This window comes from Ruegeria sp. HKCCD6428, assembly GCF_013110595.1.
GTDB lineage: Bacteria > Pseudomonadota > Alphaproteobacteria > Rhodobacterales > Rhodobacteraceae > Ruegeria.
Genome location: NZ_WVQX01000002.1, coordinates 261,228 through 285,093, shown reverse-complemented (window position 1 = coordinate 285,093; position 23,866 = coordinate 261,228). Strand labels below are relative to the sequence as shown.

25 protein-coding genes are annotated in these 23,866 nt (G+C 53.2%); 11 read left to right on the top strand and 14 right to left on the bottom strand.

Annotated features, from left to right (window positions below):
• Positions 1-13 precede the first annotated feature (13 nt).
• From GS620_RS06665 to GS620_RS06640, 6 genes are all read right to left on the bottom strand, one after another.
• Positions 14-757: an SDR family NAD(P)-dependent oxidoreductase gene (locus GS620_RS06665; protein WP_171169388.1), complete on the bottom strand. Its 744-nt coding sequence runs from the start codon at positions 755-757 to the stop codon at positions 14-16.
• Between the two features lie 54 nt (positions 758-811).
• The gene (locus GS620_RS06660) at positions 812-1,684 is read right to left on the bottom strand and encodes an NAD(P)-dependent oxidoreductase (RefSeq protein WP_171117760.1); all 873 of its coding nucleotides are present in this window, start codon (positions 1,682-1,684) and stop codon (positions 812-814) included.
• 25 nt (positions 1,685-1,709) lie between these two features.
• Complete coding sequence (locus GS620_RS06655; protein ID WP_171117758.1) at positions 1,710-2,129, bottom strand: heme-binding protein; 420 nt, start codon at positions 2,127-2,129, stop codon at positions 1,710-1,712.
• A gap of 19 nt (positions 2,130-2,148) precedes the next feature.
• Positions 2,149-3,435: a TRAP transporter large permease gene (locus tag GS620_RS06650; RefSeq protein ID WP_171614789.1), complete on the bottom strand. Its 1,287-nt coding sequence runs from the start codon at positions 3,433-3,435 to the stop codon at positions 2,149-2,151.
• 2 nt (positions 3,436-3,437) lie between these two features.
• On the bottom strand, positions 3,438-3,971 hold the full coding sequence (locus tag GS620_RS06645) for a TRAP transporter small permease (RefSeq protein WP_171117756.1): 534 nt from the start codon (positions 3,969-3,971) through the stop codon (positions 3,438-3,440).
• Between the two features lie 76 nt (positions 3,972-4,047).
• On the bottom strand, positions 4,048-5,022 hold the full coding sequence (locus GS620_RS06640; RefSeq protein ID WP_171117754.1) for a TRAP transporter substrate-binding protein: 975 nt from the start codon (positions 5,020-5,022) through the stop codon (positions 4,048-4,050).
• 322 nt (positions 5,023-5,344) lie between these two features.
• Between GS620_RS06640 and GS620_RS22250 the strand changes: the two genes are divergently transcribed.
• Positions 5,345-6,013, top strand: coding sequence for a GntR family transcriptional regulator (locus GS620_RS22250; protein ID WP_171169384.1), 669 nt, complete (start codon positions 5,345-5,347; stop codon positions 6,011-6,013).
• A gap of 180 nt (positions 6,014-6,193) precedes the next feature.
• Here the strand turns inward: GS620_RS22250 and GS620_RS06630 are convergent, their stop codons facing one another.
• Positions 6,194-6,877: an IS6 family transposase gene (locus GS620_RS06630; protein WP_171169382.1), complete on the bottom strand. Its 684-nt coding sequence runs from the start codon at positions 6,875-6,877 to the stop codon at positions 6,194-6,196.
• A gap of 230 nt (positions 6,878-7,107) precedes the next feature.
• On the opposite strand from GS620_RS06630, the gene GS620_RS06625 reads away from it, so the two are divergent.
• Positions 7,108-7,680 (top strand): carboxymuconolactone decarboxylase family protein, encoded by a 573-nt coding sequence (locus GS620_RS06625; protein WP_171364639.1) that lies wholly within the window; start codon positions 7,108-7,110, stop codon positions 7,678-7,680.
• Positions 7,681-7,900: 220 nt separating this feature from the next.
• Positions 7,901-8,671, top strand: coding sequence for a methyltransferase domain-containing protein (locus GS620_RS06620; RefSeq protein ID WP_171614787.1), 771 nt, complete (start codon positions 7,901-7,903; stop codon positions 8,669-8,671).
• Positions 8,672-8,783: 112 nt separating this feature from the next.
• Here the strand turns inward: GS620_RS06620 and GS620_RS06615 are convergent, their stop codons facing one another.
• The 3 genes from GS620_RS06615 to mgtE are packed head-to-tail and all read right to left on the bottom strand — an operon-like array spanning position 8,784 to position 11,166.
• Positions 8,784-9,287, bottom strand: a complete 504-nt coding sequence (locus GS620_RS06615; protein WP_253283817.1) for an NUDIX hydrolase — start codon at positions 9,285-9,287, stop codon at positions 8,784-8,786.
• Between the two features lie 6 nt (positions 9,288-9,293).
• Positions 9,294-9,743, bottom strand: coding sequence for a CBS domain-containing protein (locus GS620_RS06610; RefSeq protein ID WP_171206975.1), 450 nt, complete (start codon positions 9,741-9,743; stop codon positions 9,294-9,296).
• A gap of 58 nt (positions 9,744-9,801) precedes the next feature.
• Positions 9,802-11,166: a magnesium transporter gene (mgtE, locus tag GS620_RS06605; RefSeq protein WP_171614785.1), complete on the bottom strand. Its 1,365-nt coding sequence runs from the start codon at positions 11,164-11,166 to the stop codon at positions 9,802-9,804.
• 96 nt (positions 11,167-11,262) lie between these two features.
• Here mgtE and GS620_RS06600 point away from each other — a divergent pair, with 96 nt between their 5' ends.
• The 4 genes from GS620_RS06600 to GS620_RS06585 are packed head-to-tail and all read left to right on the top strand — an operon-like array spanning position 11,263 to position 13,989.
• Positions 11,263-11,541 (top strand): hypothetical protein, encoded by a 279-nt coding sequence (locus GS620_RS06600; RefSeq protein WP_171117739.1) that lies wholly within the window; start codon positions 11,263-11,265, stop codon positions 11,539-11,541.
• Between the two features lie 5 nt (positions 11,542-11,546).
• The gene (locus tag GS620_RS06595) at positions 11,547-12,047 is read left to right on the top strand and encodes a RimK/LysX family protein (RefSeq protein WP_171614783.1); all 501 of its coding nucleotides are present in this window, start codon (positions 11,547-11,549) and stop codon (positions 12,045-12,047) included.
• Positions 12,044-12,949, top strand: coding sequence for a 30S ribosomal protein S6--L-glutamate ligase (rimK, locus tag GS620_RS06590; protein WP_171614781.1), 906 nt, complete (start codon positions 12,044-12,046; stop codon positions 12,947-12,949). The genes GS620_RS06595 and rimK overlap by 4 nt, the downstream gene beginning before the upstream one ends.
• A gap of 5 nt (positions 12,950-12,954) precedes the next feature.
• Complete coding sequence (locus GS620_RS06585; RefSeq protein ID WP_171614779.1) at positions 12,955-13,989, top strand: succinylglutamate desuccinylase/aspartoacylase family protein; 1,035 nt, start codon at positions 12,955-12,957, stop codon at positions 13,987-13,989.
• Positions 13,990-14,036: 47 nt separating this feature from the next.
• On the opposite strand, the gene GS620_RS06580 is transcribed toward GS620_RS06585, so the two are convergent.
• Both GS620_RS06580 and GS620_RS06575 read right to left on the bottom strand, forming a co-directional pair.
• The gene (locus GS620_RS06580; protein WP_171117731.1) at positions 14,037-14,402 is read right to left on the bottom strand and encodes a hypothetical protein; all 366 of its coding nucleotides are present in this window, start codon (positions 14,400-14,402) and stop codon (positions 14,037-14,039) included.
• Positions 14,403-14,420: 18 nt separating this feature from the next.
• Positions 14,421-14,669 carry a hypothetical protein gene (locus GS620_RS06575; RefSeq protein WP_171169366.1) on the bottom strand — a complete coding sequence of 83 codons (249 nt, stop codon included), beginning with the start codon at positions 14,667-14,669 and terminating at the stop codon, positions 14,421-14,423.
• Positions 14,670-14,926: 257 nt separating this feature from the next.
• Here GS620_RS06575 and GS620_RS06570 point away from each other — a divergent pair, with 257 nt between their 5' ends.
• From GS620_RS06570 to GS620_RS06560, 3 genes are all read left to right on the top strand, one after another.
• The gene (locus tag GS620_RS06570) at positions 14,927-15,778 is read left to right on the top strand and encodes a LysR family transcriptional regulator (protein ID WP_171331131.1); all 852 of its coding nucleotides are present in this window, start codon (positions 14,927-14,929) and stop codon (positions 15,776-15,778) included.
• A 568-nt stretch (positions 15,779-16,346) separates the two neighbouring features.
• Complete coding sequence (locus tag GS620_RS06565) at positions 16,347-17,315, top strand: zinc transporter ZntB (RefSeq protein WP_171331129.1); 969 nt, start codon at positions 16,347-16,349, stop codon at positions 17,313-17,315.
• A 121-nt stretch (positions 17,316-17,436) separates the two neighbouring features.
• Complete coding sequence (locus GS620_RS06560; RefSeq protein ID WP_171331127.1) at positions 17,437-18,768, top strand: MFS transporter; 1,332 nt, start codon at positions 17,437-17,439, stop codon at positions 18,766-18,768.
• A 1,147-nt stretch (positions 18,769-19,915) separates the two neighbouring features.
• Here GS620_RS06560 and GS620_RS06555 read toward each other — a convergent pair.
• Positions 19,916-20,218: a hypothetical protein gene (locus GS620_RS06555; RefSeq protein WP_171614777.1), complete on the bottom strand. Its 303-nt coding sequence runs from the start codon at positions 20,216-20,218 to the stop codon at positions 19,916-19,918.
• Between the two features lie 346 nt (positions 20,219-20,564).
• On the opposite strand from GS620_RS06555, the gene GS620_RS06550 reads away from it, so the two are divergent.
• Positions 20,565-23,063 (top strand): hypothetical protein, encoded by a 2,499-nt coding sequence (locus tag GS620_RS06550; protein WP_171614775.1) that lies wholly within the window; start codon positions 20,565-20,567, stop codon positions 23,061-23,063.
• Between the two features lie 171 nt (positions 23,064-23,234).
• Here the strand turns inward: GS620_RS06550 and GS620_RS06545 are convergent, their stop codons facing one another.
• Entirely contained in the window at positions 23,235-23,852 is a 618-nt protein-coding gene (locus GS620_RS06545; protein WP_171614773.1) for a DUF4386 family protein, read from the bottom strand.
• Between the last annotated feature and the right edge of the window lie 14 nt (positions 23,853-23,866).

Sequence of the window (23,866 nt, the reverse complement as noted above, 5' to 3'; positions counted from 1 at the left end):
TGTTTTGCAGTGGTCACGAGAACAGCATCCCACCATTGATATCGACATTGGTCCCGGTCAGATAAGCCGAGTCCTCGCTTGCCAGAAACGCCACTAGGTTCGCAACATCTTGAGACTGGCCTTGCCGCTTGAGCGGCGCAGCAGCTTCTAGCCCGCGACGGCCTGCATCGGGAGTATGGATATTATGGAAATCCGTGTCGATCATGCCTGGGCAGATTGCATTGACACGGATATCGGGGCCGAGTTCTTTTGCAAGACTACGGGTGAGCGTCATGACCCCGCCTTTTGACGTTGCATAAGCCGATGCACCAGGGCCACCACCGTCGCGCCCCGCCTGACTGGCGATGTTTACAATGGCCCCGGATTTCATATGCAGCAGTGCCGCTTTGACCATAAGAAACGTGCTGGTCAGGTTGAGATCCATGACAGCCTGCCAATGTTCAAGCGACATCTCGTTGATTTTCTTGCGCGCGATCAAACCTCCGGCATTGTTCACCAGAATGTCTAGGCTGCCATAGGTATCGACCGTCTTGGCGATCAACGCATCGACCTCTTCGGGTCTGTTCAGGTCGCCTTGCATTGCAAACGCCTGTCCACCGATCTTTTTGATCTCGGCTACGGTTTCCTCGGCGCCGGCACTACTGGCGAAGTAGTTCACCGCGACATTCACCCCTTCGGAGGCGAGTTTGACAGCGCAGGCGCGTCCGATATCGCGGCCACCACCCGTGACAATTGCGGTCTTTCCCTGAAGTCTCATGGTTGTTCTTTCTCGTTCAATTGGTGCTGCTATGCGTGACTGATGGATCTGACGCTAAAGCTTGGCAAAATAGTCGAAGATTTCCGGTACGTTGCCGTCGCCCATGCCTGCGTCCGCAGCTGCCTGAAGGTTGTTCGCGGTTCCTTCAGCGATCTCGGCACGAGTGCCCACGTCCTCGGCCAGCTTCAAGAAGTAACCAAGATCCTTGTTGGCGTTGTTAATCGAAAACCCCAAATCGCTGACACCATCCACCGCGTAGTTCTTACAAAACTGCATAAAGGGGGAATTGGACGGCCCAGCTGACATGATGTCAAAAAGCTGCTGCTTGTTTACCCCTGAGCGTTCAGCCACAGCAAAGGCTTGGCTCATGGTGCAAGCCGTCGTCATTCCCATAAAGTTGTTGATGAGCTTGGTCACGTGGCCCGCACCCAGTTCGCCGAGGTGAAAGACATTTTCCCCCAGTACATCCAGGACAGGCTTCACCTTCTCAAAGGTGGCCATATCCCCCGCGGCCATGATATTCAGCAAACCATCCTTGGCGTGCATGGGCGTGCGTCCGAGCGGTGCGTCAACCATACCAGCACCTTTGGCGGCCAAATCAGCGCCAATTTTTCGTGTGGACGCTGGGATGGAAGTCCCAAAGTCAATGACCACAGCACCTTTTTTTATGCCTGCCAGGATGCCGTCATCGCCATAGATCAGGCTTTCGACAACTTCCGATGTCGTTACACAAAGCATCACGATGTCGCTGTTCGCAGCAAGCTCTCGTGGGGTCGCAACCTCCACAGCGCCGCGGTTGACTGTGGCGGCCACCGCTTCCCTGTTGCGGCCCATGACAACCAAATCGAAACCGTTGTTTTGCAGGCATTCTGCCATGTTGCCGCCCATGAGACCGAGGCCGATGAAACCGATGACGGGTTTTGTCATATCTGACTCCTTAAACTCTTTCTAACTAGACTTCGCAGAGCGCTGTGACCGCTGCATGCGCGACTTCGAGATCTTGCGCTGGTGAGCCCGAGCTCACTCCGATCCCTCCGACAACATGTCCGTCAACCGTCACAGGGAGGCCACCTGCAACGGTCACCATGCGCCCCCCCAACGATGAAGATATTCCATGTGCGGCCATACCCGGCTGATTAGCTTCACCAAGAGCGTCCGTACCTTTTTGGATGCCGGCCGCGGTGAAGCTCTTGTCGATGGCTAGGTTGATGCTGGTGATCTTGCCGCCGTCCATCCGCTCAAACGCGATGAGGTTGCCGCTTTCGTCGGTGACGGCAATACACATTGGCACGCCGATTTCCTGCGCTTTGGCTCGCGCTCCTGCGATCAACTTGCCCGCGTCATCGATGTCCAGGCGTCTTATTGTCAGCATCACCACATTCTCCTTTGATTTAGGGGCCAATGATCAGGTTCGGCAGCGTCAGCGATATTGCCGGTACAAAAGTGATCAGCATGAGCGCGGCAAAGATGGCGAGGTAGAAAGGCCAAATAGTTTTGACCGCTTTCTCCATCGGTAGTTTTCCTACAGCACACCCCACAAAGAGACAGGTCCCGACAGGTGGCGTGCAAAGACCAAGACCGAGGTTCACCAAAAGGATCATACCGAACTGCAGCGGGTCGATACCCAGCATGTTCATCACCGGCAGGAAAATCGGCGTGCAGATCAGGATCAACGCGGCCATGTCCATGATCATCCCCAAGAGCAACAGCACAGCGTTGATCATCAACAAGATCAGGATCGGGTTTTCTGTGATACCCAACAGGAATTCGACTGTTTTTGTCGGCACCCGGTTGAACGTCAGCATATAGGCAAAGGCACCGGCGCAGGCGATCAGGATCATCACCATAGACGTTGTGCGCACCGAAGAGATAACGGCGGTTTTGAAGTTTTCCCAGGACAGGCTGCGATAGACTACAAGCGTCACCACAAAGGCATACATTGCCCCGAACGCGCCGGATTCAGTCACCGTAAAGACGCCTGACAAGACCCCTCCGACAATGATCACGGCCGTCAACAAGCCAGGGATAGATCCCACAAAAGCAATGGCAAGTGCGGTCCAACCTGGAAACTGCTCGGCCTGATAGCCGCGCTTGACCGCTACGACGTATGCTGCAATTGCAAGGCAGCAACACATAAGGACGCCGGGCACAACGCCAGCCAGAAACAGTTTTGAGATAGAAACCGCACCGCCCGTTGCAAGGGCAAAGATGATCATGTTGTGGCTGGGCGGAATGATGATCCCGGCAATTGATGACGTCACTGTGACGTTCACCGCATAGTCGGCATCATAACCTTTGTCTTTCATCACCGGGATCAGGATCGACCCAAGCGCCGAGATATCGGCAATTGCCGATCCGGAAATGCCACCAAACAACATGGACGAGAAGACATTGACGATGCCAAGTCCACCGCGCACAGCGCCTACGGCGGCCTGCGCAAACCGAACCAACCGGATCGCGATACCACCGTGAAACATAAGCTCGCCCGCAAAGATGAAGAACGGGATCGCCATTAGGGAAAAGACGTTGATCCCCGACACGATACGCTGGAATCCAACAAACAGCGGCAATCCTTCAATCCAAAAGGAAGCCAATGCAGCAATACCAAGGGCGTATGCCACTGGCGCGCCTATGATGACACATAGGGCAAAAACCCCCAACAGAATCATGAGTCCCATGACTATCCCTGATCTATGTTGTCTTGGCGTTCGTCTCGGCCCAGAAACAGGCGGATCAAATGGCCAGTGGAAAAAAGAAACACTAAAGCGCCGCTGATTGTCAGAGGCAAGGATCGCAAGCCTTCTGACCATTGGATGAGCGGGATCAGGGTGTTCCATTTGAATATTGTCAGCTCGATCCCGTACCAAAACATCAAGCCACCGAAACCTGCCATCAGGACATCAGTGAGCACGACGAAACCCGTTCGCACAGAGGGTGGGACTATATTGCGGAACACGACAACAGAGAGGTGCGTGTGATTGTGCACACCCGCAGCCGCACCGAGAAACGCGATGACCATGACCAAAAGCAGTGAAACCTGCTCGACCCAAGTGGGTGTGTTGTTCAGAACGTAGCGCCCGAACACCAGCCAGGCAAAGATCGCTGTCATAACGACAATGGCGACGCCAGACAGCAACATGCAAACTCGTGCGAGTAGATCAAGAATCCTGTCCATGTTGCGCATGGCGGCAGGGGGGGTATCGGGCTCTTGCATTGGATTTCCTCTGAGACAAACCGCCCGGCATCCAATTGGCGGAGCCGGGCGCTCAAAGTTGAACTGTTAAGACAACTTATTCAGTGGCTTGCGCCATTTCTACCAACGCTTTCATGTCAGGATTTGCAGCCAAGTAGTCTGCATAAACCGATTCCATTGCAGACTGGAATGGGCCTTTGTCGGCGATTTCATTGACGGTGATGCCGGCCGCTTCAACATCTTTACGCGCTTGTTCAGAGCCAATTGCCCAAAGCTCACGCTGGACCAATGCGGCTTCTTCTGCTGCACCGCGCACAGCGGTTTGCAATGCAGGAGACAGGGCATTGAATTTGGCCGTGTTCACGCAGATGCACTCGGGGATAATCAGGTGCTCGGACAAAGAATAATTTGTGGTCACTTCATAGTGACCGACATTCTTGAACGACGGGAAGTTGTTCTCCGCACCATCAACAACGCCGGTTTTCAGCGCTTGCTGAACTTCGGAGAAGGCCATTGGCGACGGGTTACCGCCCATAGCTGAAATCATAGATGTATAAAGATCGTTGTTCATCACGCGGATTTTCAGACCTTCGACATCTGCGGGCGTGTTGATCGGCTTTTGACTGTAGAAAGAACGCGCACCGGCATCAAACCATGCCAGTGGCAGAATGCCTGCTTCACCCATCGCAGATGAGACAACCTCACCGGCGTCGCCGTCCAGCACGCGGAACATGTGCGGCACATCTTTGAAGATGAAAGGAAGCGATACAAGGTTAGCTTCTTTCACCATTGGGCCAATGGGACCGAGGTTGAAGTTACCAACCTCGATTGCCCCGATACGAACTTGTTCTAGGGCATCCGGTTGGGAGCCAAGAACACCTCCGTGGAACACATCGACGGTAACTTCGCCTTCTGTAGCAGCGTTAACCAGTTCGGCGAACTTGTCCATTGCAGCCGTGTTGGGATGGCCGTCGTTGTGGATATTCCAGGCCCGCCAGTTTTCGGCTGAAGCTGACGTTGCAATGAATGCCACAGCGGTCGCAGTTGCAAAGAACGATTTCGTGAAAGTCATGGGTTCTCCTCCCCGGTTAATTTTGGACAGGATTTGGCTTTCATGGAATTTCAGAGATCGTAAGCCACGTAGCTTTCGATTTCCCCCAAGAACCAGAATCGCTGCTGTCCTTAAAGGGACACTAGTATCCAAGTTATGTCAACAGTAGGCATCTAGTATGTCAGATTGCTTGACAGTCGAAAGCGCAGGGCATTTGATAGGTGACGGGCATATATTGGTTCACTCAAGCAAAGTGAAATAGAATATTCTTTTTATTTCAATGTTATAACAGTGAATCTGTAATTTGAAACGTGACTAAGACAGAGGGCGCAAGCAACATACCGTGGAAGAAATTGTCAGACGAACCACAACCGATGCGGTCTATGAAGCGCTACACGACGAGATCGTTTCGCTAAAAATTCTTCCCGGTACAAAGCTATCCGAAACAGAGGTAGCCAGCCGATTCGGCGTATCACGCCAACCTGTTCGCAACGCATTCACAAGGCTCGGCAACGAAGATCTGCTCTTAATACGACCACAAAAGGCGACCGTAGTTCGAGGATTTTCTATGGAGCGTGTGGCTCTCGCGCGGTTGGTTAGAATGGCGGTAGAGCTAGAGATCGTCCATCGGGCAATGGAAGTTTGGGACGCAACACGTGAAGCAAAACTTGCAGAGAATCTCGCCTTACAAGAGCAGGCAATCAGTGATGGTGATCTATCGGCGTTTCACTCTCTGGACTATGATTTTCACAAACTGATCTACGTGCTCAGCGGCAATCCGATGGCATTTGAAGTAATGCTAGAATCCAAGCAAAAGGTTGACCGGCTTTGTATGCTCAGTCTTGAAAAGGGCAGTGCCGCAGACGCCATCCTCGCCGATCACCGAGAGATTGCACAGGCCATGGCGGCAGGAGACCATGACCAAGCACAAGCCGCTGTTAGAAAACACCTGTCCCGCCTCGACGAAACCATCGAGTTCATTCACAAGACGCACCCAGGCTACTTTGAGTAACCTAGGGTGTGTCGCAGCTACGGGAGCAACAAGTTTGCGGTGAGAATCTCTGATTTGTCATCTTCACCGATCGACTTCTCGCTTGGCTCAAAATATCTAGTTTCTAATAATGATAGAAGCCTGAAGGGGCTTTGTCGCACTTTTTTCTGAAGTCTGAGTGCCGCTTGAAATTTGCTGTCTTTAGATGGCTAGTTCCGCAAACTGCTTGAACGGACAGAATCCGAGTCCGAACTGACCCTTTCGGATCATCTGCGAAACTTCAATCCCATCAAGCGTAGCGGAAGCAGATTCAAAAGATTTGAAGCCGAGCATTGGTCGGATCCGGCGTTTAATAAATCGGTGGTCTTGTTCAATTATGTTGTTTAGGAATTTCCGTCTCACCATCTGGATCGGGATCGGGCAACCAAAGCCCTTCAACATCTTGTTGACGGCTTTGATACCGGCCGTGTTGGCGCCGCTTTTGTCGATAACAGTCTTGCTGGGCAATCGGTTTACTTCGAGCGCACGAGCGAAAAATTTAGTCGCTGCAGCTTTGTTCCGCCGTTTTGACAGCATGAAATCAAGGGTCTTACCGTGTTTGTCGACAGCGCGGTACAAGTAGACCCATTCACCTTTGACGCGCACGTATGTTTCGTCCATTCGCCAGGATCGATCGCAGCATTGCTTCTTACGACGCGCCCGGTCGGCGACCAGAGGGGCGTATTTAACGATCCAACGGTTCAGTGTCGCGTGATCAACCGAAGTGCTTCGCTCAGCCAGAATTTCTTCCAGATCCCGGTAGGATACAGAATAACGAAGATAGAAGAACACTGCGTGTAGTATCACGTCCCTTGGGAAGTGAGCGCCTTTGAATGAGATTGTCACGACCTGCCCCTGTCTGTTTTGAGCACGCGTCTACCAAAACTTCCGTCGGCCTAACAGGTTCGCTCAAAGTTTGCGACAGAGCCCCTGGGGTGTCGTCAGGCAAACCTGCCGTTGGCAGTATTCCAGCAGAATCTCTGTGCGGAACCCGGAATTGCTTTAAGGTAGCGTACACATCGTTGCTTCCTCACTTTGAGGCAAAGCTATCCATAGCAAGATTGAAAGAAAACTGAATGAAACGTCTTTTTCCATCTCTGCCGGAGGACGCGACACTCGGAAGTGTCTATCAAGCCTTTCCAGACAAACTTTCTCCGCTTTGTGCATACGAAAGCCTGGTGATGAGGGGTGAAAGCGACCTCTCGGTTGCTGAACGTGAATTGATTGCAGCCTATGTCTCTGGCTTGAATGCTTGTGCGTATTGCCATGGGGCGCACATCGTTTTCGCCAAAGCCTACGGCATTGAAGTCGAGACAATCGAAGCACTGATGGAAGACCGCGATACGGCACCGGTCGAGGATCATCTCAAACCGTTACTGGCTTACATTGAAAAGCTCACCGTCTCGCCATCACGAATGACAGAAGCCGACGCGAAAGCAGTCTACGCGGCAGGCTGGTCAGAGAGCGCATTGTTTGATGCTATCCAGGTCTGCGGTGTCTTTAATCTCGTGAACCGCTTCATAGAAGGAACAGGTGTTCAAAGCCCTGGCGCCGATCCAAGAGATGCGGACGAGGCCACTTTAAACCGATGCCGCAGTGACAGCTTCTATACCGATTTTGGACGCGAGAACGGCCTCGACATCCCTTGAATTGATGTTGTTCGAACTTTCAAACGACGACAAAAAGCTGGTCCGATAAAACGGCAGATGCGTCCTTCGCTCTCGGGGTTAAATCATTCGTCGATACCAGTCGGCACCTTCAGTTATTTTGGTAGATCCATGTTCAAGCCTCAATGATCCGTCTGCTTTTCTTAGATAGCCCATTTTCTGATAAGGTTTGGAGACTTGTGGGCTTTGTAAGGGGGGAGAGTTGCTTAAGTTTGACGCGGAGACAACGAGATTACTTGAAATCGCCTATCAAGGAGCTGAATTGACGCGGCGAAGACAAGCTTCATTTGATGCGCTGTGCCCGGCTCCCGGTGAAACTATTTTGGACATCGGTTGTGGCAACGGGATGTTAACAGCGGAGTTGGCCCGCGCAGTCGGCTCGGATGGCTATGTCATCGGAATCGACCCAAGCGAGGATATGACAGCAGCCGCGAGAGAACGATGCAGCGACTACGCAAACGTGGAGTTTCGTGCTGGTGCTGCAAATAGCTTGCCCATTGAGGATGAGAGTGCTGACAAGGCCGGCTCGGTACAGGTCTTTGAGTACATCGACGATATAGACGGTGCACTGGATGACACGCTGCGGTGCGTCAAACCCGGCGGGCGCCTTGTCATCAGTGATCTCCACTTTGGTAGCTTAATCTGGTTCAGCGGCGAGCCTGACAGAATGCAAAAAATGCTAACTTCTTGGAACCAACACTTTGTGAGTGGTTCCCTCCCGGAAAGACTGCCCGCACTGTTAAAGGCTCGCGGCAACTTTGTGGAAGATGTCTTGTCGTTCACAATGACAGATCACCAGCTAAAGCCTGATGGCCTCGCAATCATGATGATGCACCTCATGAAGCAATACGCTGTCGCAAATGACCATGTTGAACCCGCTGTTGCGCAATCGTGGTTTGACGAACAGCATAGCCTTGCAAAAGTCGGACGCTTCTTCTTTTCGTTGACCCAATTTATCGTCGTGGTGCACTAAAAGGGTTGACCGTCTGGCCCCATTGCCCGGCATTTCGATGATACAATTGTCAGTCTTTTCCAGATTGGTCCAAAACGGTGTAACAGTTCCGGGGCGAGCAGATATGTGCACACTAGACACTGGCGTATTTCTTCAACATTTTTCGCAACCAGTCTGGCCGAGCCTCAATGCTTGAAATCATTGCTCCCAACTCCGGTTCACACACTCTCCTTGCCGCTTGCTCGGGTGAAAACCAGCACCTTGTTCGCTCGTGTTTTTCCTTCCACTTCTTGCTGAGTTTCTGCACAACCATCGGGTAGAGTGTCACGCGGCAAGTTATTGCGGTGCCGTCATTGAGGATTTTGTTGTAGTCGTATGTCCCGAGCGGTGTTTTGGAAATAGCGCCTATTGCGCCTGCTTCCTCCCAGGCTTCGATCTTCGCGGATGACCAAGGACTTTTTCTCTTGTTCGTCCAACCCTTTGGTGGAACCCAACGTCCTGTATCTCGGGACGTCACCATCAACACCTCTACCTTAGAAGCGTTTGACAGTCTCAAAGGCAGCGCTGCAGCCTGCGCATACAGCTTACCTGTCGTATCGGCGGCCCTTCTGGTTTTGCTCATTTTTGCAATTGCCATTACGTCTCAAACAACAAATCGACCGGGTTTATTGCGTTCTCTGTCGCGCAATACTTTCAGTTCCAATTCGTCTTCCTCATGAATCCTTGCCAGTATCTCTTTGCTGCTCACGACGGAATAAGGCTCGCCGCGTTGGGTGACGACTAAGTTTCGAATGTCGTGTTTCGCCATCAGATTGAGAGCGGTTGAAAGCTTCGAGCCAGTTGCACATGTAATTGGTTTCTCTGTCATCCAGTCATCCACTGTTTGTTCGTAGAAGGCCGAGCCTGAATCCGCGAGGCACAGCAGCACGTCGTGATCCGTGATGATCCCGACCAACTTCCCATCCTCAAGGACCGCAAGCGCATTCACCTCCAATAGCGCAATGGTCACCGCCGCTTCGAACACGGTTGTGTCTGCGTCGCAGAACGGGCGTCTTTTCAGATTCGGTGTGTCGACAATGCTTGAGATCGTCATTCTTTATTCCTCATGAGAAGGCACCCGGCCGAACTGATGGTTCGGGTGCGGGAAAGCGTCAAACCAGAAGTGGCATCATTGCGGTTGCAAGGCTCAATACGAGGAAGAACCCCGCCATGTCGGTTATAGTCGTCAATAACGGGCCGCTGGCGACGGCGGGGTCCTGACCGATGCGCTTCAACAGCAATGGTAGAACACCGCCAATGGACACGGCGACGACGGTGTTGAGCCCAAGTGCTCCACCAATCACCAGCCCCAGAAACGGATTGCCTTTCCACATCCAGGCAACGACGCCGATCAGAAGCCCCAGAACGAACCCGTTGATCACCCCGACCGACACTTCTTTGAACCAGACACGCATGGCGTCGATGGGCCGGACAAGGCCGAGGGACAACTCGCGCATGCTGACGGCGACGGCCTGATTGCCCGAGCAGCCGCTCATGTCGGACACCATCGGCAGGAACACTGCAAGCGCGATTACCGCGGCAAGCGTTTCTTCATAGGCGGCTATGACACTGGCTGCTATGACGTTGAGGACGATATTGGCCGACAGCCATTGAAGCCGCCGCCGCGCCCTAAGTGGCAGCGGCATCGACCGAAGTTCATCACCGAAGACACCCTGGCGTTTCAGGCTGGCCGATTCCGCACGTTCCAGAAGGGCTTCATCGACGGCAGACCGCGAGACGACGCCCACCAGATGCCCGTCCGCCTCCACGACCGGTAATCCAAGAAACGGGTGTTCATCGAACAAGTCTTCTAATTTCTCCAGCGGCATGTTGGCCGGGACGGCAATTGGAGGCGCCATGATATCGGTCAAACGCGCGCTTCGACGAGTGGACACAAGACTGCGTAATGAGACCACTCCAATTGGGGCACCATTTGAATCCAGCACATAGGGATGCTGACCCCGATAGCGTTCAAGGTCATACTCTTCATTGGCGAAGCGCCTGAGCACTCTTCCCACTGTATCGGTCTCGGAAAACGTGAAGGCTTCGGCAACCATGAGGCCTCCTGCAACATCATCCTCATATTCCACCAGCCGACGAACATCTGCGGCGTCCTCAGGATCCATCCGGGTAAGGATCGCTTCCGCATCTGCGTCTTCAAGCTCTCCTATGACATCAGCCTGAACATCGGAATCCAGCTCTTCGATGACCTCTGCGGCCTGCTCAGACTCCATGCGCTCGACAAGGTCGACCGCCATCGCGTTCGGAGCCTCTTCGACAAGTTCGGCAGCCAGTTCCGGTGGCAGCAAAGATAGTGCGGCACTCCGCTGCTCTACTGGCAGATTGAGCAGTTCACGCAGGGCATCGCTCAACGGAAGCGGATCAAGCAGTTTTGCGAGCTCAGCCCCGTCACGCTCTGCCAGGGCTTGCTGCAACTGCGCTTCCAGTTCCTTCGGGATAGTATCGATGTCTCTCATCTTCGTTTCATTGGTGGAGATTCTGTTCAGTGAAAGCCCTATAGCAGAATATTTTTGTCTATAGACAAATTATTTTTGTCAATATAGGTAAAAGTCATGCTTGAAAGTGACTGGACATCTATGACCGCCGTACGCCTGGCCGAACTTTACGATCAGGACTTTGGCGGTAAGCCAAATGGACGCTATCGAATCCCGGACAAGCTCGTCCGTCGGATCGCAGGGCGTAGACGTTTATACGAAACAGACATCCGTGCACTGTCGGTTGCACTTTTTGAACTTGGGTACGTGTTAATCGACATGGATACGTTCTATGTCGTGATGAGCGCCAATTCGTTTGTGAACTACAGACGTGCCAACGATGATTGCTTAGAGTAAATGCTATGGTGAAGCGTGTCTCAAACCCGGAAATCATAGGTTGGCGTGAACGCATAAGCCTGCCCGAATTCGGAATAGAGAGTATCCCGGCCAAGATAGACACCGGTGCAAGAACCGCAGCACTCCATGCTGTGGACCAGACAGTGTTTGAAATTGACGGCGAGCGATGGGTCGAGTTCATGATACCAGTCCAAAACCGCCGTTCACCAAACCGGGTTCGAACCAGGGTTGTCGACGAGCGCGAAATCAAGAACACAGGTGGTGTCCCCGAACGTCGATTGATCGTGAGAACGCAGCTTTTGCTCGGACGGCATCGATGGCAGATCGACGTCTCTCTGGCCAACCGCGCGAAGATGGAATTTGACTTGATTCTCGGCCGCACAGCCATTCGCAGGCGCGGTATCCTTGTCGACCCGGGTCACTCCTATCTGCTGGGTTCCGGGAAAGTTCCAACGGAGATCAAAAAGAAAGCCAGAAGCAAGGACCCGGAAGGACAACGCCAATGAAATTTGTCATGCTTGCCCGCAATCCAGAGCTTTACTCCCACCGTCGTCTGAAAGAAGCCGCCGAGCAGCGCGGCCACGAGCTTGATATCGTGAACACGTTGCGTTGCTACATGAACATCGCTTCACGCCGACCAGAGGTCTACTATGACGGAAAGAAGCTTGGGCGTTATGACGCGGTGATCCCCCGGATCGGAGCATCGGTCACATTCTATGGATTGGCCGTGCTGCGACAGTTCGAGATCATGGGGGTCTTTCCACTTAACGAGTCAGTGGCGATCGGCAGATCGCGCGACAAGCTGCGCTCCATGCAACTCATGGCGCGGGACGGCATTGGCCTGCCTGTCACCACGTTCGCTCATGATCCAAAGCAAACCGACGAAGTTCTCAAACTCGCGGGGGACGCTCCTCTGGTGGTCAAGCTTCTGGAAGGTACGCAGGGCATCGGGGTGGTTCTTGCCGACTCAAACCGCTCGGCAAAATCCGTGGTCGAGGCATTTCGCGGCGCGAAAGTTAACATCATGGTACAGGAGTTCATCAAGGAAGCGGGCGGTACAGATATTCGTGCGCTTGTGGTTGGTAGCCGCGTTATCGCGGCGATGCAGCGGAAGGGGGCCGAAGGAGAGTTCCGATCCAACCTGCACCGGGGCGGGAGCGCCCAGCCTATCAAGATCTCACCCGAGGAACGCTCTGTCGCTGTGCGTGCAGCTAAGACGATGGGGCTGAATGTCTGTGGCGTAGATATGCTACGCGCCAATCATGGGGCGGTTGTCATGGAGGTGAATTCCTCACCCGGACTTGAAGGGGTGGAAAAGGCAACTGGCATTGATGTTGCAGGCAAGATCATCGAGTTTCTGGAAAAGAACGCCGCCAAGGGAAACACTAAGACCAGAGGGCGCGGATAACAGCCATGCGCGAGCCATTTGAAATCGGCGGTTTCACCGTCCCGGCAGGCACGCGGACTACGCTGGACCTGCCGGTGAGCGTGATGTCCGATCATACGCCGGTCAGCATGTCAGTGCATGTGGTTCATGGCCGCCGCCCAGGGCCGGTCCTGTTTGTCAGCGCGGCGATTCATGGCGATGAAGTGATTGGCGTCGAAATCGCACGGCGATTGCTACGGGCCCCTCAACTCGACAAGATCGCGGGCACGTTGCTGGTTGTGCCTATAGTGAACGCGTTCGGCTTCATGACCCAATCGAGATACCTTCCGGACAGGCGCGACCTGAACCGGTCTTTTCCCGGTAGCGAGGGCGGATCATTGGCGGGCCGCCTCGCACATATCTTCATGACCGAAATTGTTGAGCGTTCCGATCTCGGTATCGATCTTCATTCTGCCGCTATTCATCGCACCAACCTGCCTCAAATACGAGTTTCTCCGGCCTCGGATGCAACGATCAGATACGCCGATGCGTTCGGTGCACCGGTCGTCATGATTTCAAAGCTGCGCGACGGGTCGCTGCGAAAGGCAGCCCAAGAGCGCGGCGTCGATGTATTGCTGTTTGAAGGTGGCGAAGGGCTTCGTTTTGACGAGCTTTCGGCGCGGGCGGGGCTCGCCGGTATTCTTCGGGTAATGAACGCGATGGGCATGGTTGCCAAGCGCGGGATCGCGTCTGTGCGTGAGGCGCCCGTTCATGCAAGAATGAGTTCCTGGGTACGCGCTCCGGCCGGTGGATTGCTAAGAACATTCAAGGCGGCGGGCGAATATGTAGAGGTCGGCGACTTGCTCGGCCGGATTTCGGACCCGTTTGGGGAAATCAGAATGGACGTTCTTGGAGAAGCGGACGGCATCATTGTAGGACGCACTAATTTGCCATTTGTGCACGAGGGCGACGCCTTGTTTCATATCGCCAAAACGACGAGCGCGGATGTTGAAATGCGGATCGACATGATCGCCAATCAGCTCGACGGCGATCCAATGTTCGATGAAGACGAGATCATTTAGATAGTCTGAATGTAAAAACGCGGGGCAGTTGCCCGCCCCGCGCCAGGTTACGAGATTGCACGCAATCCGCGGCTCGCCATTACCTCCCATACGACGAGCGCGATCAGCGCTGATCCCGTTAGCCATGCATTGGCCGTCGCCACAATATGGCCGGTGAAGCTCAGCGACGTTGGAGCCGCGATCAATAGGAACCCCAGAGCTGAAACCGGAGCCACCCGTGCGAGAAGGTGGCTCCGGCCGTCAGCGCCGGACATGACCAGAACAACAATGCCAGTTGCCATGAAGGCGATTGCTTCAAGTTCAGCCATGCCCTGCAACAGTGTTTCCTCCCGAAACAGGACAAAGGGGGACAAAACCAACCAAATACCCATCGCGGCAAGCAGCCATTTGTGGGGCGGGATTGGCTTCCTCATAGCCGTGACAACCTTTGCTTACTGATCACCTGTGGGACCAGGGAGAAGTTCTGCGTCAACGGCGGCAACCAATTCGTCGTCATTTATGAAACCATCTGCATTCGCATCGATCTCCAGGAAGAGATCATCCGAGACTTCAGGATACTTGGTCTGAAGCTCTGCCAGAGACGCCAGGCCATCACCGTCCATGTCAAGATCAGCGGGCATAGCGAATGCCGGAACAGCAAACAGCGAAGAGAGAAGAGCAACAACAGAAACTCGACTCATTTTGTTTTCTCCATGAGAAAATGGGCTTCTTGCCCATTGTGGGGTTGGTGCAGCGCTCCGGTGTGGGTGGCAAATTCACAGGATTCAGATTGCAACGGTTCCTCAGCTCGGGATCTCCACTACAAACGAGAATTGTTGATTGGCGTTCCGATCTGGTGGGGGCACTTTCGCGCTACATAGAGAGTATGGCACACACGTATCTTGTTGAATAACGAATTTTTCTCGCCGATAATATCGGATATTCAAATAGGTTGGCTATGGATATTGAACTTGCTCGAACTTTCCTCGCGGTTGTTGAAACGGGCACCTTTTTCGATGCTGCGAACAAAGTTCATGTCACGCAATCAACAGTCAGCATGCGAATTCGAACGCTTGAGCAACAGCTTGGTCAGCCGGTGTTCAAACGTGGTAAGTCAGGCGCAACACTGACCATTGCAGGGCGGCATTTCCTGAAACACGCTCAGGTTCTGGTGCGCACCTGGACACAGGCAAAGCTGGACGCTGGTCTTCCCGCCACCATGGCAGCAGCGTTGGAAATCGGTGCGGCGCCAAGCCTTTGGGACGGATATCTCATAAATGCCTTGCCAGATCTAATGACATCGCTACCCGATGTTGCAATCAGAGCATCAGCCGCTACTTCCGAAACACTGACGCGCGAGATTGAAGAAGGAAAACTGGACCTTGCAATCATTTATCGGCCGCGAAGCGTGTCGAGCCTCTCTGCATTACAACTCTTTGAAGATGAGTTTGTTCTTGTCACCAGCGGCCCGTTGGCCCTTCCAACCGTTCACAGCGTCAACTATGTCTTTATTGATTGGGGCCCTGAGTTCCGAGCAGACCATTTGTTGAACTTTCCGGAGCTTGACACGCCGCGCCTTCAGCTTGGCATCGGAACCCTGGGCCTTCAGTATCTGAAGTCAGTTCCTGCAGCCGGGTACTTTCCCAAGCGTGTGATTATGCCAGAGCTTGAAGAAGGCTGGCTCGCATTGATAGAGGCTGCGCCGCGCTTCGCATACGCAGCCTATGCGGTGTTTGATGAGAGCGACGTTGATGGGTTGCCGGGCCAAGCCGCAAAACAGCTTCGCAGCCTCGCGGCCTCCGTTTGTTGAATACGAGTTAGATTAATTCCGAAACCAAAATCTCAGCTCAAAGGAAGGGCTGAACCCAGACCACAAGCCCCCTTAATCTCATCGCCGAGCCTTGAAGTCTGACATCGCCGAGATATCGCTGATTGCGTTGAGTGGGGTTTTGGAAGCATGTAAGTAAGTGAAAGTGCAACTTTCAAAAAACTGTGGAACTACTTGAACTCAAGGCTGCTCTTGCAAACGGGTTCTGTGATCACTGCGGCGCCACAGTATCGAAACTGATCCAACTCGGGGAGATTCTGGAACTCTGCGGACCGGAACACTGTTTTGACTATGAGACCGGCGAGAGTATCGAGGTCGCCATTGCGCTTTGCCTTTCCTACCACAAAGCCAATCATTTAGATGCGCAGCAACAGCATGACCCTTGCCACATTTCTGCGCGGCGAAGCCGGGATGGTCTGGATTGATTGCCCAGACCCTAGTGCGGAAAGGTATTGCATAGGAGTAAAGCTGCACACTCTTAAAAGGCAATCCGTGTTGCGGCCAGCATCAGTGGTCTTAACTTTCCAACCCACATAAAGAAGGATTGCCAATGAACACCCAAACAGTCTCTCCCATCTGCGCGTTTGATATAGTAGCTGGCCAAGCAGTCCCCGTCTCTTCAGAGTGGCTAGAACCCTTTGCAAGGCAGCAAAACGGTTACCGCTGGATTCATTTCGACCTCGCCGACAGCGGCTTAAGGCAATGGGTATCCGAACAACTGCCAAACATAGCCGCGCAAGCATTGCTTCAATCCGAAACGCGACCACGATGTGATCTGCACGAGGATGGCATCATCCTGAACCTGCGCGGCGTTAACCTGAACCCTGACGCGTCTCCGGAGGATATGGTTTCTCTAAGGCTCTGGGCCACGGAAAGAACCATCGTATCTGCCCGTGTGCGCAAAGTCTGGGTAGCAGATAGTCTTCGCCTAAAAGCCGAAAGCGGTACGGGGCCGGAAAGTGTTGGTGCATTTTTGGCAGAACTTGCTTCGGGGCTCACAAAGCGGATTGAGGCTGTTTCCCTTGAACTTGAAGACGAGACAGACTCTCTCGAAGAGGTTGGGCTTTCAGGAAATGAAATCAAACCAGAGAGCATTGCGCGATTGCGGCAAACGGTGATCAAACTTCGGCGCTATATCAGCCCGCAACGCGATGCGCTCGATGCTTTGTCCTCATTGAAAAGTAGCGTAATTCACAGCGACGCATCCGTATTGGTCAATGAAACTGCGAACCGCACTCGCCGTACGCTTGAGGAACTGGATGCAAGCCGGGACCGCTTGACAGCCCTTCAGGAGCAAATGGACGCCGAACACGCGAATGCGCTTGCTCGAAACGGCTATCTCTTGTCTGTCGTGGCCGCGATCTTTCTGCCACTCGGATTTCTGACTGGACTGTTTGGCGTGAATATTGCCGGAATGCCCGGCTTGAGTGCGCCCTTTGCGTTTTGGGCGCTGACACTGGCGTCGGTTGCCATCGGAATTGCACTTTACGTCGTATTCAAACTCTCGAAGTGGTTGTAGCGAAAGCAGATTGCCAAAGGTTGACCAAACTGCTGGACAGAAAGCCTTGATCACCTTCGCCAAATCGCGTTTGCGAGCAAAATAGCTTCTCATTTCCCAATTTGACATTAGGCTGGAGCCGATGTTCCGACAGCTCTTACCGATATCAGCGCTACTTCTTGGATCAGGGCTTCTTCTATTTGCAGGTGGTGTCCACGGTCTGATACTTCCCGTTCGTGGATCCTTCGAAGGTTTTTCCGCCAGCTCTCTCGGCCTTTTAGGAACGGGGTGGGCAGTTGGCTATGTAGCAGGATGCCTTGTTGCACCAAGGCTTGTTGGGGCAGTAGGGCATATTCGAACCTTCGGCGTAATGTGTGCTCTCGCTGCCGTAACGATCCTTTTCCAGGCCGTTGTAGTGGAAACGTGGGCTTGGATACCGTCGCGCGCAGTATCAGGATTTTGTTTTGCTGGCGCAGCAATGATCGTCGAATCTTGGCTCAACGACAAGGTTGAACCCAATACGCGTGGTACAGTCTTTGGTGTCTACACGATGGTTAACCTGGGTGCGGTGACAGCCGGTCAGATGGCTATCTCACTGGGAGATGCATCGGGTTTCATTTTCTTTGCCGTAGGCGCGATGGTCTATTGTTTGGCGCTTATACCAACTGCCCTGTCAACCTCGGCATCGCCAGCACCCCTGACATCTGTGCGTCTCGATCTACCGGCGTTGTGGCGAAACTCACCAGTTGCGGTCGCTGCGGTCTTTCTTGTTGGCATTTCAAATGCAGCATTTGGGACTCTTGCTGCGGTGTATGCGGATCGCGTTGGGCTATCACTTACTGCAATAGCTTTGTTCGCGAGTATTCCGGTTTTGGCCGGAGCTTTTGCACAAATTCCAATTGGATTTGCAAGTGATCGAATGGACCGGCGTAAAGTCTTACTTTTTACAGCGGTCGTAGCTCTTGCTTCGGATCTGGCTTTTGTCCTTCTTGCGCCGGAGTCGCGCGTCATGAACCTTGCTTTGGTCGGGATGTTCGGCGCTGCAATTTTTGCGATGTATCCAATCATTGTTGCGCACGCGAACGACCATGCACCACCTGGAACGTCCATCCAAGTCTCAGGCGGCCTTTTGATGGTCTTCGGCTTAGGTTCAATTGTAGGGCCGTTGATCGCTGGTTTCGCCATGACAGCACTCGGGCCGCGGGGTTTGTTTCTTACAACCGTCGCAGCGCATTGCCTGATGATACTATTTACGATTTGGCGAATTCTCACTAAGTCCGCAGTTCCCGAGGGCGAGAAGACTGCATTTAGAGTCAGCGCTCCCGCAAGGGTGGTTACGCCTGAAACTGCCGTCCTTGCTGCCGGTGAAGATGAAGCAATTTCGCTTGCTGACGCTGAGAGCGAGCTGGGCGCCCATCCCGATGTGAAAGGTAAATTGGCTCCAAATTCAAGTTCCGAAAACAGTCTGCCCTGATCGTTGCAAATTTTTTCGCCACGCGCGATGCTGGTCCACTGCCAGCGTGAGAGTAATACCGTCCGCCCAAGACGCTCAATAACCGCTGGAAGCGCCGGAGCGACAAGAGCGAATTTGCCCGAACCACGGCGTGGATGACGGATATTTGCGCGCCAGAGTGGGACACCGGCCTCTATCAAAGACGAGTTGAATTGTGACGCTATTTTCACGGGATCGCCGGAGTTTCGACCTTCATTCAACCTCATTGCTAACCTCTTACCATTGGACACGGCGCAACATGGGAGGAGCTCCAATAAATTGCCGACTGTCAGCAACGAAGTTATCAAGTATATCACAAACTCTTCTCCGCTCGAGACCATGAAGGATTAGGGCGCCGGGGCCGGCGAGATGAGTGGAAAACTGTTTCCTTCACAAAAGCCAGCGATGGCTTCTTCCTAGATGGCGAGGCGCATTTCCAGTCTGTCCGCGCGGCTTGAGACAACGGCCTTACCGATACGAACCCGCTCGTTGACGACACAGGCGGAAGTATCAACCAGGACACAGAACAGAAAGTTCAAGTTATGTTTTCAGGTCCGTACCTCGATGCGTTGGCGAAAGGCTTAGGAAGAGCTCTCAAGATCAAAGAATGGAAAGATAACCCCAACAAACCGTCAATCGGCCACCCGTAGGTAGCCGCGCAACGGAATTTGGTTTCTGAATCCAAGATGACTAGGACAATTCATTGACCCGGCCCCCTGAAAACCATTCTGGATGTGAAATCGAGTCTTTGCTTCGTTTCGAGCAGTAATACTATCAACAGCCGCCTATCACAGTCCGCTCCTGGGAATCCGCAATGCAGCAACAAACATCCACGCGGACAGCAACTTTGGACCGCCATATGACAGGTTGTAGGAAGAAATCATAGTATTGCCTCAGATTTCAGCATAAACGAGCAATTTGAACCAAGTTGGTTGCGCCAATTCGCTGACCATCGGTTTCAGCTGGCGTATATCGGTTCCGTAACACCCTCCAACTACTTGAACCTACGGATTCTTCCGTGCAATCGCGGCAGTCTGCTTTCCAAGCTCAATTGGATCGCCTTGGTCCAATTCATCTGCTTCGCCAAGTTCCGCATGCGAGCAACTCGAAGCGTTAGCCACCACGTCTTTCAGTCGGGGGTGGTTGCCAAGCGCTCCGGCGAAATGAGCCGGATGAACGCAATTGACAATAAAAACAGCGCTACCGCCTCGGTAGCCCCGTCGATCTTATCAATTCCGTCCACAAGTTTGGTTCCGTCCGCCAGGTATCCGTCTGTCTCTACAACCAGATACATGATGATCGGCAGATGCACCACCAAAACGGCGCGTGGTCTGATCGGTGGGAACAAAGTTTGCCACAGAGCTTCCACCCAGTTGGCGTTTCGAAGGTCGGCTTCGATTATCAGAGTTATCTGGTTAACTATACAGAACACCGTTTTCGAGCATTATACCCAAAACGCTTTGGGTTTGAGTTCGCGGCGCGGCTCAAAGGAAGGAAAGCGTACTAAAGCCCTACTTTTTGCAAAGCCTACTCTCGCGGCCCGATGCAGTTAATAATCGCGTTCAACAGCTGATTCATGTTTCCACTCGTAAAGCTGTCCTTCATGCATGTTGCAGGCCGTTGGGTCTTCTTTAGGCAGATCAAGCCGCCGCGCGGAATACTCTGACCGGTCAACTTAAACGCCTTGGTTCACGCAATTGTTTGTGTATCATGTCACCAAACGTTGCCGCCTTACAGATTTGCACAGTCCTTAGCCGAACTTCTGCGGAGTGTCGTTAATGCACGCCATCGATGATCTCGGATGGCCTGAAGCGTACATTGAGCTTCTGCCGCTGATAACTGACCGCTGGTTGGTAAAGGATGAGATTTATTTTCACCGGCAGCTAAGTGCCGGTAAGTCCGGAGCCCTAGTTTATATTGTCGACATTACATGCGACACGTTCAGCGGCCAGGCCATACTTAAGTTCGACGCCCTGCCCGATCCGGAATGGAATGAAAAGGCCGAAAACCAAAGGCATCTGGAAGCGTTTGAAGCGGTTCCCGCGTTTGGATCAAAGCACCTGGCGCGCGTCGTCCACTCTTTGGAACACGAGGGTAAGATTGCGATCCTGTCCACCGTTGTGGCGCAAGGACTTGAATACTCACTTCCCTGGAACGATTGCGGCTATGAGCCGGCCTTGAACGTTCTAGAGCGGCTGTCGAGAAGCCTGCTTGATGACTGGAATATCGATTACGAGATGGCGCCTGGCTTGCACTCGCCTCAGGATCTGCTTGCTGGATGGCTCGGCTACAGATTGGATCCTGAGCCAGGCCGGCTACATCACTTTCTTTTGGATGTTTGCGGACATGACCCGCACGAGCGTTGTCTTATGTTTGAAGGGCATTGGTACCCAAACCCGCTGGCCTTTGCCTTTGAAAAGAACCTGCCGGGCCGGTTGAGCGTAAGAGCGGCAAAGGGACGGGTGCATGGGGACCTCCATGGCTACAATGTACTGGTTCGATCGCACCAGTCCCGCGATCCTGATTATTTTCTGATCGATTTGGCCATGTATGAAGACAAGCAATTCTTGTTTTTCGATCATGCGTATTTCGAGATGGCGTACCTTCTGGCGCGGCGCGGAAACTGCATACCTGCCCAATGGGATGCCATCCTAGATGACTTAGGCCTCTTTCATTCGAAACACCACACATTGGGGCTTTGGCAGGATGACGTCGGCCTCGTCGAGTTCGTCAGAACTCTTCGGCGAGGCGCTATGAGTTGGGTCGAGCGCCACGAAAGCCATCGGCTAAGCTTTATGGAAAGCCAATACTTGCTGGCCCGTGTCGCCGTGGGCCTGAATTTTGCACACAAGAACCTCAACGTCGGCGCACGCAGCCACGCATTCTTGTATGCAGCTCACAATCTCAAAGACTACATGACGCTCAACAATGTTGAATGGCCCAGACACGGTCCAGTGTTCCGTTTTCCAGCGACACGGGGAGCTATGTCTGATTCTCAATCTAAGGCCGAAACGCTTGCACCAAGAACCGAGCCTCCACCCGAAAAAGATCGTCTGTTTGATCAGATGATCACTCAGCTTCCAGCGCCGCAAAAACCAGTAATCGCAGTGCTACCTTTCGACTGCCTTAGTGGGCAAAGCGACACCAACGGGTTTGTGGCTGGCATCAACCATGAACTTGTAACCGAACTTGCCAAAGTGGATTGGCTGTCAGTCGTCTCACCAACCTCCACCCAGCTCCTCAAGGATGCTTCTTTGGTTGGAGAAGAGATCGCACAACGTCTCGGGGCCCACTATTTGGTAGAGGGTTCCGTGCGTTATGACGATCAGCGCGTTCGCGTGACTGCCCATCTGGTAGATACATCGACCGGGCATGATCTTTGGGCTGATCGCCTGGATCACAAGACAGAAGATGTCTTTTCCTTGCAGGAGGAGATCGCGTCAGCCGTTGTCGGGCACATAGATTGGGAGTTACGGTTCGACTTGCGCGAACAAGCCCGGTTGAAACGTGGTGAGGTCAACGTTTGGGACAGGGTTCAAAAAGCGCTATGGCATCTCTTCAAATTCACAGATGAAGATACACAGAAGGCAAAGGATATTCTAACCAGAACTATCGACATCGCACCAGACTATGCACTTGCGCACGCGGTGATTGCGAACGCCGAGCTTCGGAAACTGTTCTTCGTCCAGGTCGATGATCGGGAAGAGGCGAAGGAACGCGCGCTATATCACGCAGAGCGGGCCGTGGCATTGGATGAACAAAGTAGTTTTGCGCACGCAAGTCTTGCCCGTGCCTACACTCAGTTCAACAAACACGATACCGCGATTGCAGAGGCTCAGCTCGCGGTCAGTCTAAATCCAAGCGCGGCAAACGCTCATTTGGTTCTTGGGTATGCGCATCTCGCAAACGGGCAGGCAAAGCTCGCGTTATCGCATTTCGAGACCGCTACCCGGTTTGGGCCATCGGGTCCTTATTTCAAGGTGAAATTGTTGGCTAAAGCCTTTTGCCTTTATGTTCTCGACAGTTTTGGCCAGGCCGAAAGTTGTGCGAGAACAGCATTGGAAGGAAAATCGGTTGATCCGTTCGGTCGCTATGTGCTGGCGGCAATACTGATTCGGCAGAAAGCAATAGGCGCCGCGAGACGAATGATTCGTCAGAGCCAAGAAAAACGCCCCGACATGACCTGTTCCCGCGTCCGTCTGGCATTCGAAAACCTGCAACAACGCGATATTGACAGGTTCGTTGAAGATCTTCGGGAAGCTGGGTTGCCGGATTGAGCTTGGCCCTTTTCGGTCTGCCAGGTGCCGCAAAAGCACTTCTTTCGAATCGTTAAGCCAGATAAGAAGCCAGGCCCCGTGCCTCTGGCAACGCATGTATCAATGAGGCGGATGGTCCGCAGCCGTTTGCCGATGGTGCAAACGGGTTGCGATCAAAACACCACTGACAATCTACGCACCACCAACGCCTTGATAGGTCTGAATGTCCATGCCCTTTGCAGCCACGGCTTCGACCGCAACGAATATCGGCACGAGATAGGCAAATAGAGAAGCTGTCGAAACACCGACTTTGTTTGTACCAAAATTTATCAGGTGGAGGTAGATAGCACCCATACCAACACCAATGAACAGGATCGATCCCCAGACCTGCCAAGAGTGGTCCAATGGCTGAGATGTACCAGCTTCATGTATCACAATGAACGGCAGCAGGACGACAATGCCAACGACGAATATCACGAATAAACCTTCATCTGGCTTAGGGTGCATGCGCCATTTCTTCAGAAGAACCAAATACAGCCCGCGGCAGGCATTGGAGGCTATCATCAAAAGAAAGGCGAGCGCGGGCGCATCGGCCAGAATATCCGCGCGGACCAAAACCATCCACCCGGTCATGAGCCCCATGAGACTGACAGCGATCAACACGATCTGGATCAGCCGGAAGACCATGGCCGAAAGCGCCAGGCCCGGCGCTATGGCGCGAAAGATCCGGTAGAGCAGAATGGCCAGAGCGGCATCGCTGAGATCGATCAGGGGCGCGCGCAGGCCAAGTTCGGCACCAAAGCCCGTCATGATGATCGCGAGGT

Coding starts and splice junctions, on each gene's coding strand:
- GS620_RS06610 (WP_171206975.1), bottom strand. CDS start 9,743: ATGACGATCTCAAGCATTGTCGACACACCGAATCTGAAAAGACGCCCG.
- GS620_RS06560 (WP_171331127.1), top strand. CDS start 17,437: ATGTTCCGACAGCTCTTACCGATATCAGCGCTACTTCTTGGATCAGGG.
- GS620_RS06570 (WP_171331131.1), top strand. CDS start 14,927: ATGGATATTGAACTTGCTCGAACTTTCCTCGCGGTTGTTGAAACGGGC.
- GS620_RS06545 (WP_171614773.1), bottom strand. CDS start 23,852: ATGACGGGCTTTGGTGCCGAACTTGGCCTGCGCGCGCCCCTGATCGAT.
- GS620_RS06660 (WP_171117760.1), bottom strand. CDS start 1,684: ATGACAAAACCCGTCATCGGTTTCATCGGCCTCGGTCTCATGGGCGGC.
- GS620_RS06550 (WP_171614775.1), top strand. CDS start 20,565: ATGCACGCCATCGATGATCTCGGATGGCCTGAAGCGTACATTGAGCTT.
- GS620_RS06575 (WP_171169366.1), bottom strand. CDS start 14,669: ATGAGTCGAGTTTCTGTTGTTGCTCTTCTCTCTTCGCTGTTTGCTGTT.
- GS620_RS06585 (WP_171614779.1), top strand. CDS start 12,955: ATGCGCGAGCCATTTGAAATCGGCGGTTTCACCGTCCCGGCAGGCACG.
- GS620_RS06625 (WP_171364639.1), top strand. CDS start 7,108: ATGAAACGTCTTTTTCCATCTCTGCCGGAGGACGCGACACTCGGAAGT.
- GS620_RS06600 (WP_171117739.1), top strand. CDS start 11,263: ATGCTTGAAAGTGACTGGACATCTATGACCGCCGTACGCCTGGCCGAA.
- GS620_RS06650 (WP_171614789.1), bottom strand. CDS start 3,435: ATGGGACTCATGATTCTGTTGGGGGTTTTTGCCCTATGTGTCATCATA.
- GS620_RS06645 (WP_171117756.1), bottom strand. CDS start 3,971: ATGCAAGAGCCCGATACCCCCCCTGCCGCCATGCGCAACATGGACAGG.
- GS620_RS06565 (WP_171331129.1), top strand. CDS start 16,347: ATGAACACCCAAACAGTCTCTCCCATCTGCGCGTTTGATATAGTAGCT.
- GS620_RS06655 (WP_171117758.1), bottom strand. CDS start 2,129: ATGCTGACAATAAGACGCCTGGACATCGATGACGCGGGCAAGTTGATC.
- GS620_RS06665 (WP_171169388.1), bottom strand. CDS start 757: ATGAGACTTCAGGGAAAGACCGCAATTGTCACGGGTGGTGGCCGCGAT.
- GS620_RS06615 (WP_253283817.1), bottom strand. CDS start 9,287: ATGGCAATTGCAAAAATGAGCAAAACCAGAAGGGCCGCCGATACGACA.
- GS620_RS06580 (WP_171117731.1), bottom strand. CDS start 14,402: ATGAGGAAGCCAATCCCGCCCCACAAATGGCTGCTTGCCGCGATGGGT.
- rimK (WP_171614781.1), top strand. CDS start 12,044: ATGAAATTTGTCATGCTTGCCCGCAATCCAGAGCTTTACTCCCACCGT.
- GS620_RS06595 (WP_171614783.1), top strand. CDS start 11,547: ATGGTGAAGCGTGTCTCAAACCCGGAAATCATAGGTTGGCGTGAACGC.
- GS620_RS06640 (WP_171117754.1), bottom strand. CDS start 5,022: ATGACTTTCACGAAATCGTTCTTTGCAACTGCGACCGCTGTGGCATTC.
- mgtE (WP_171614785.1), bottom strand. CDS start 11,166: ATGAGAGACATCGATACTATCCCGAAGGAACTGGAAGCGCAGTTGCAG.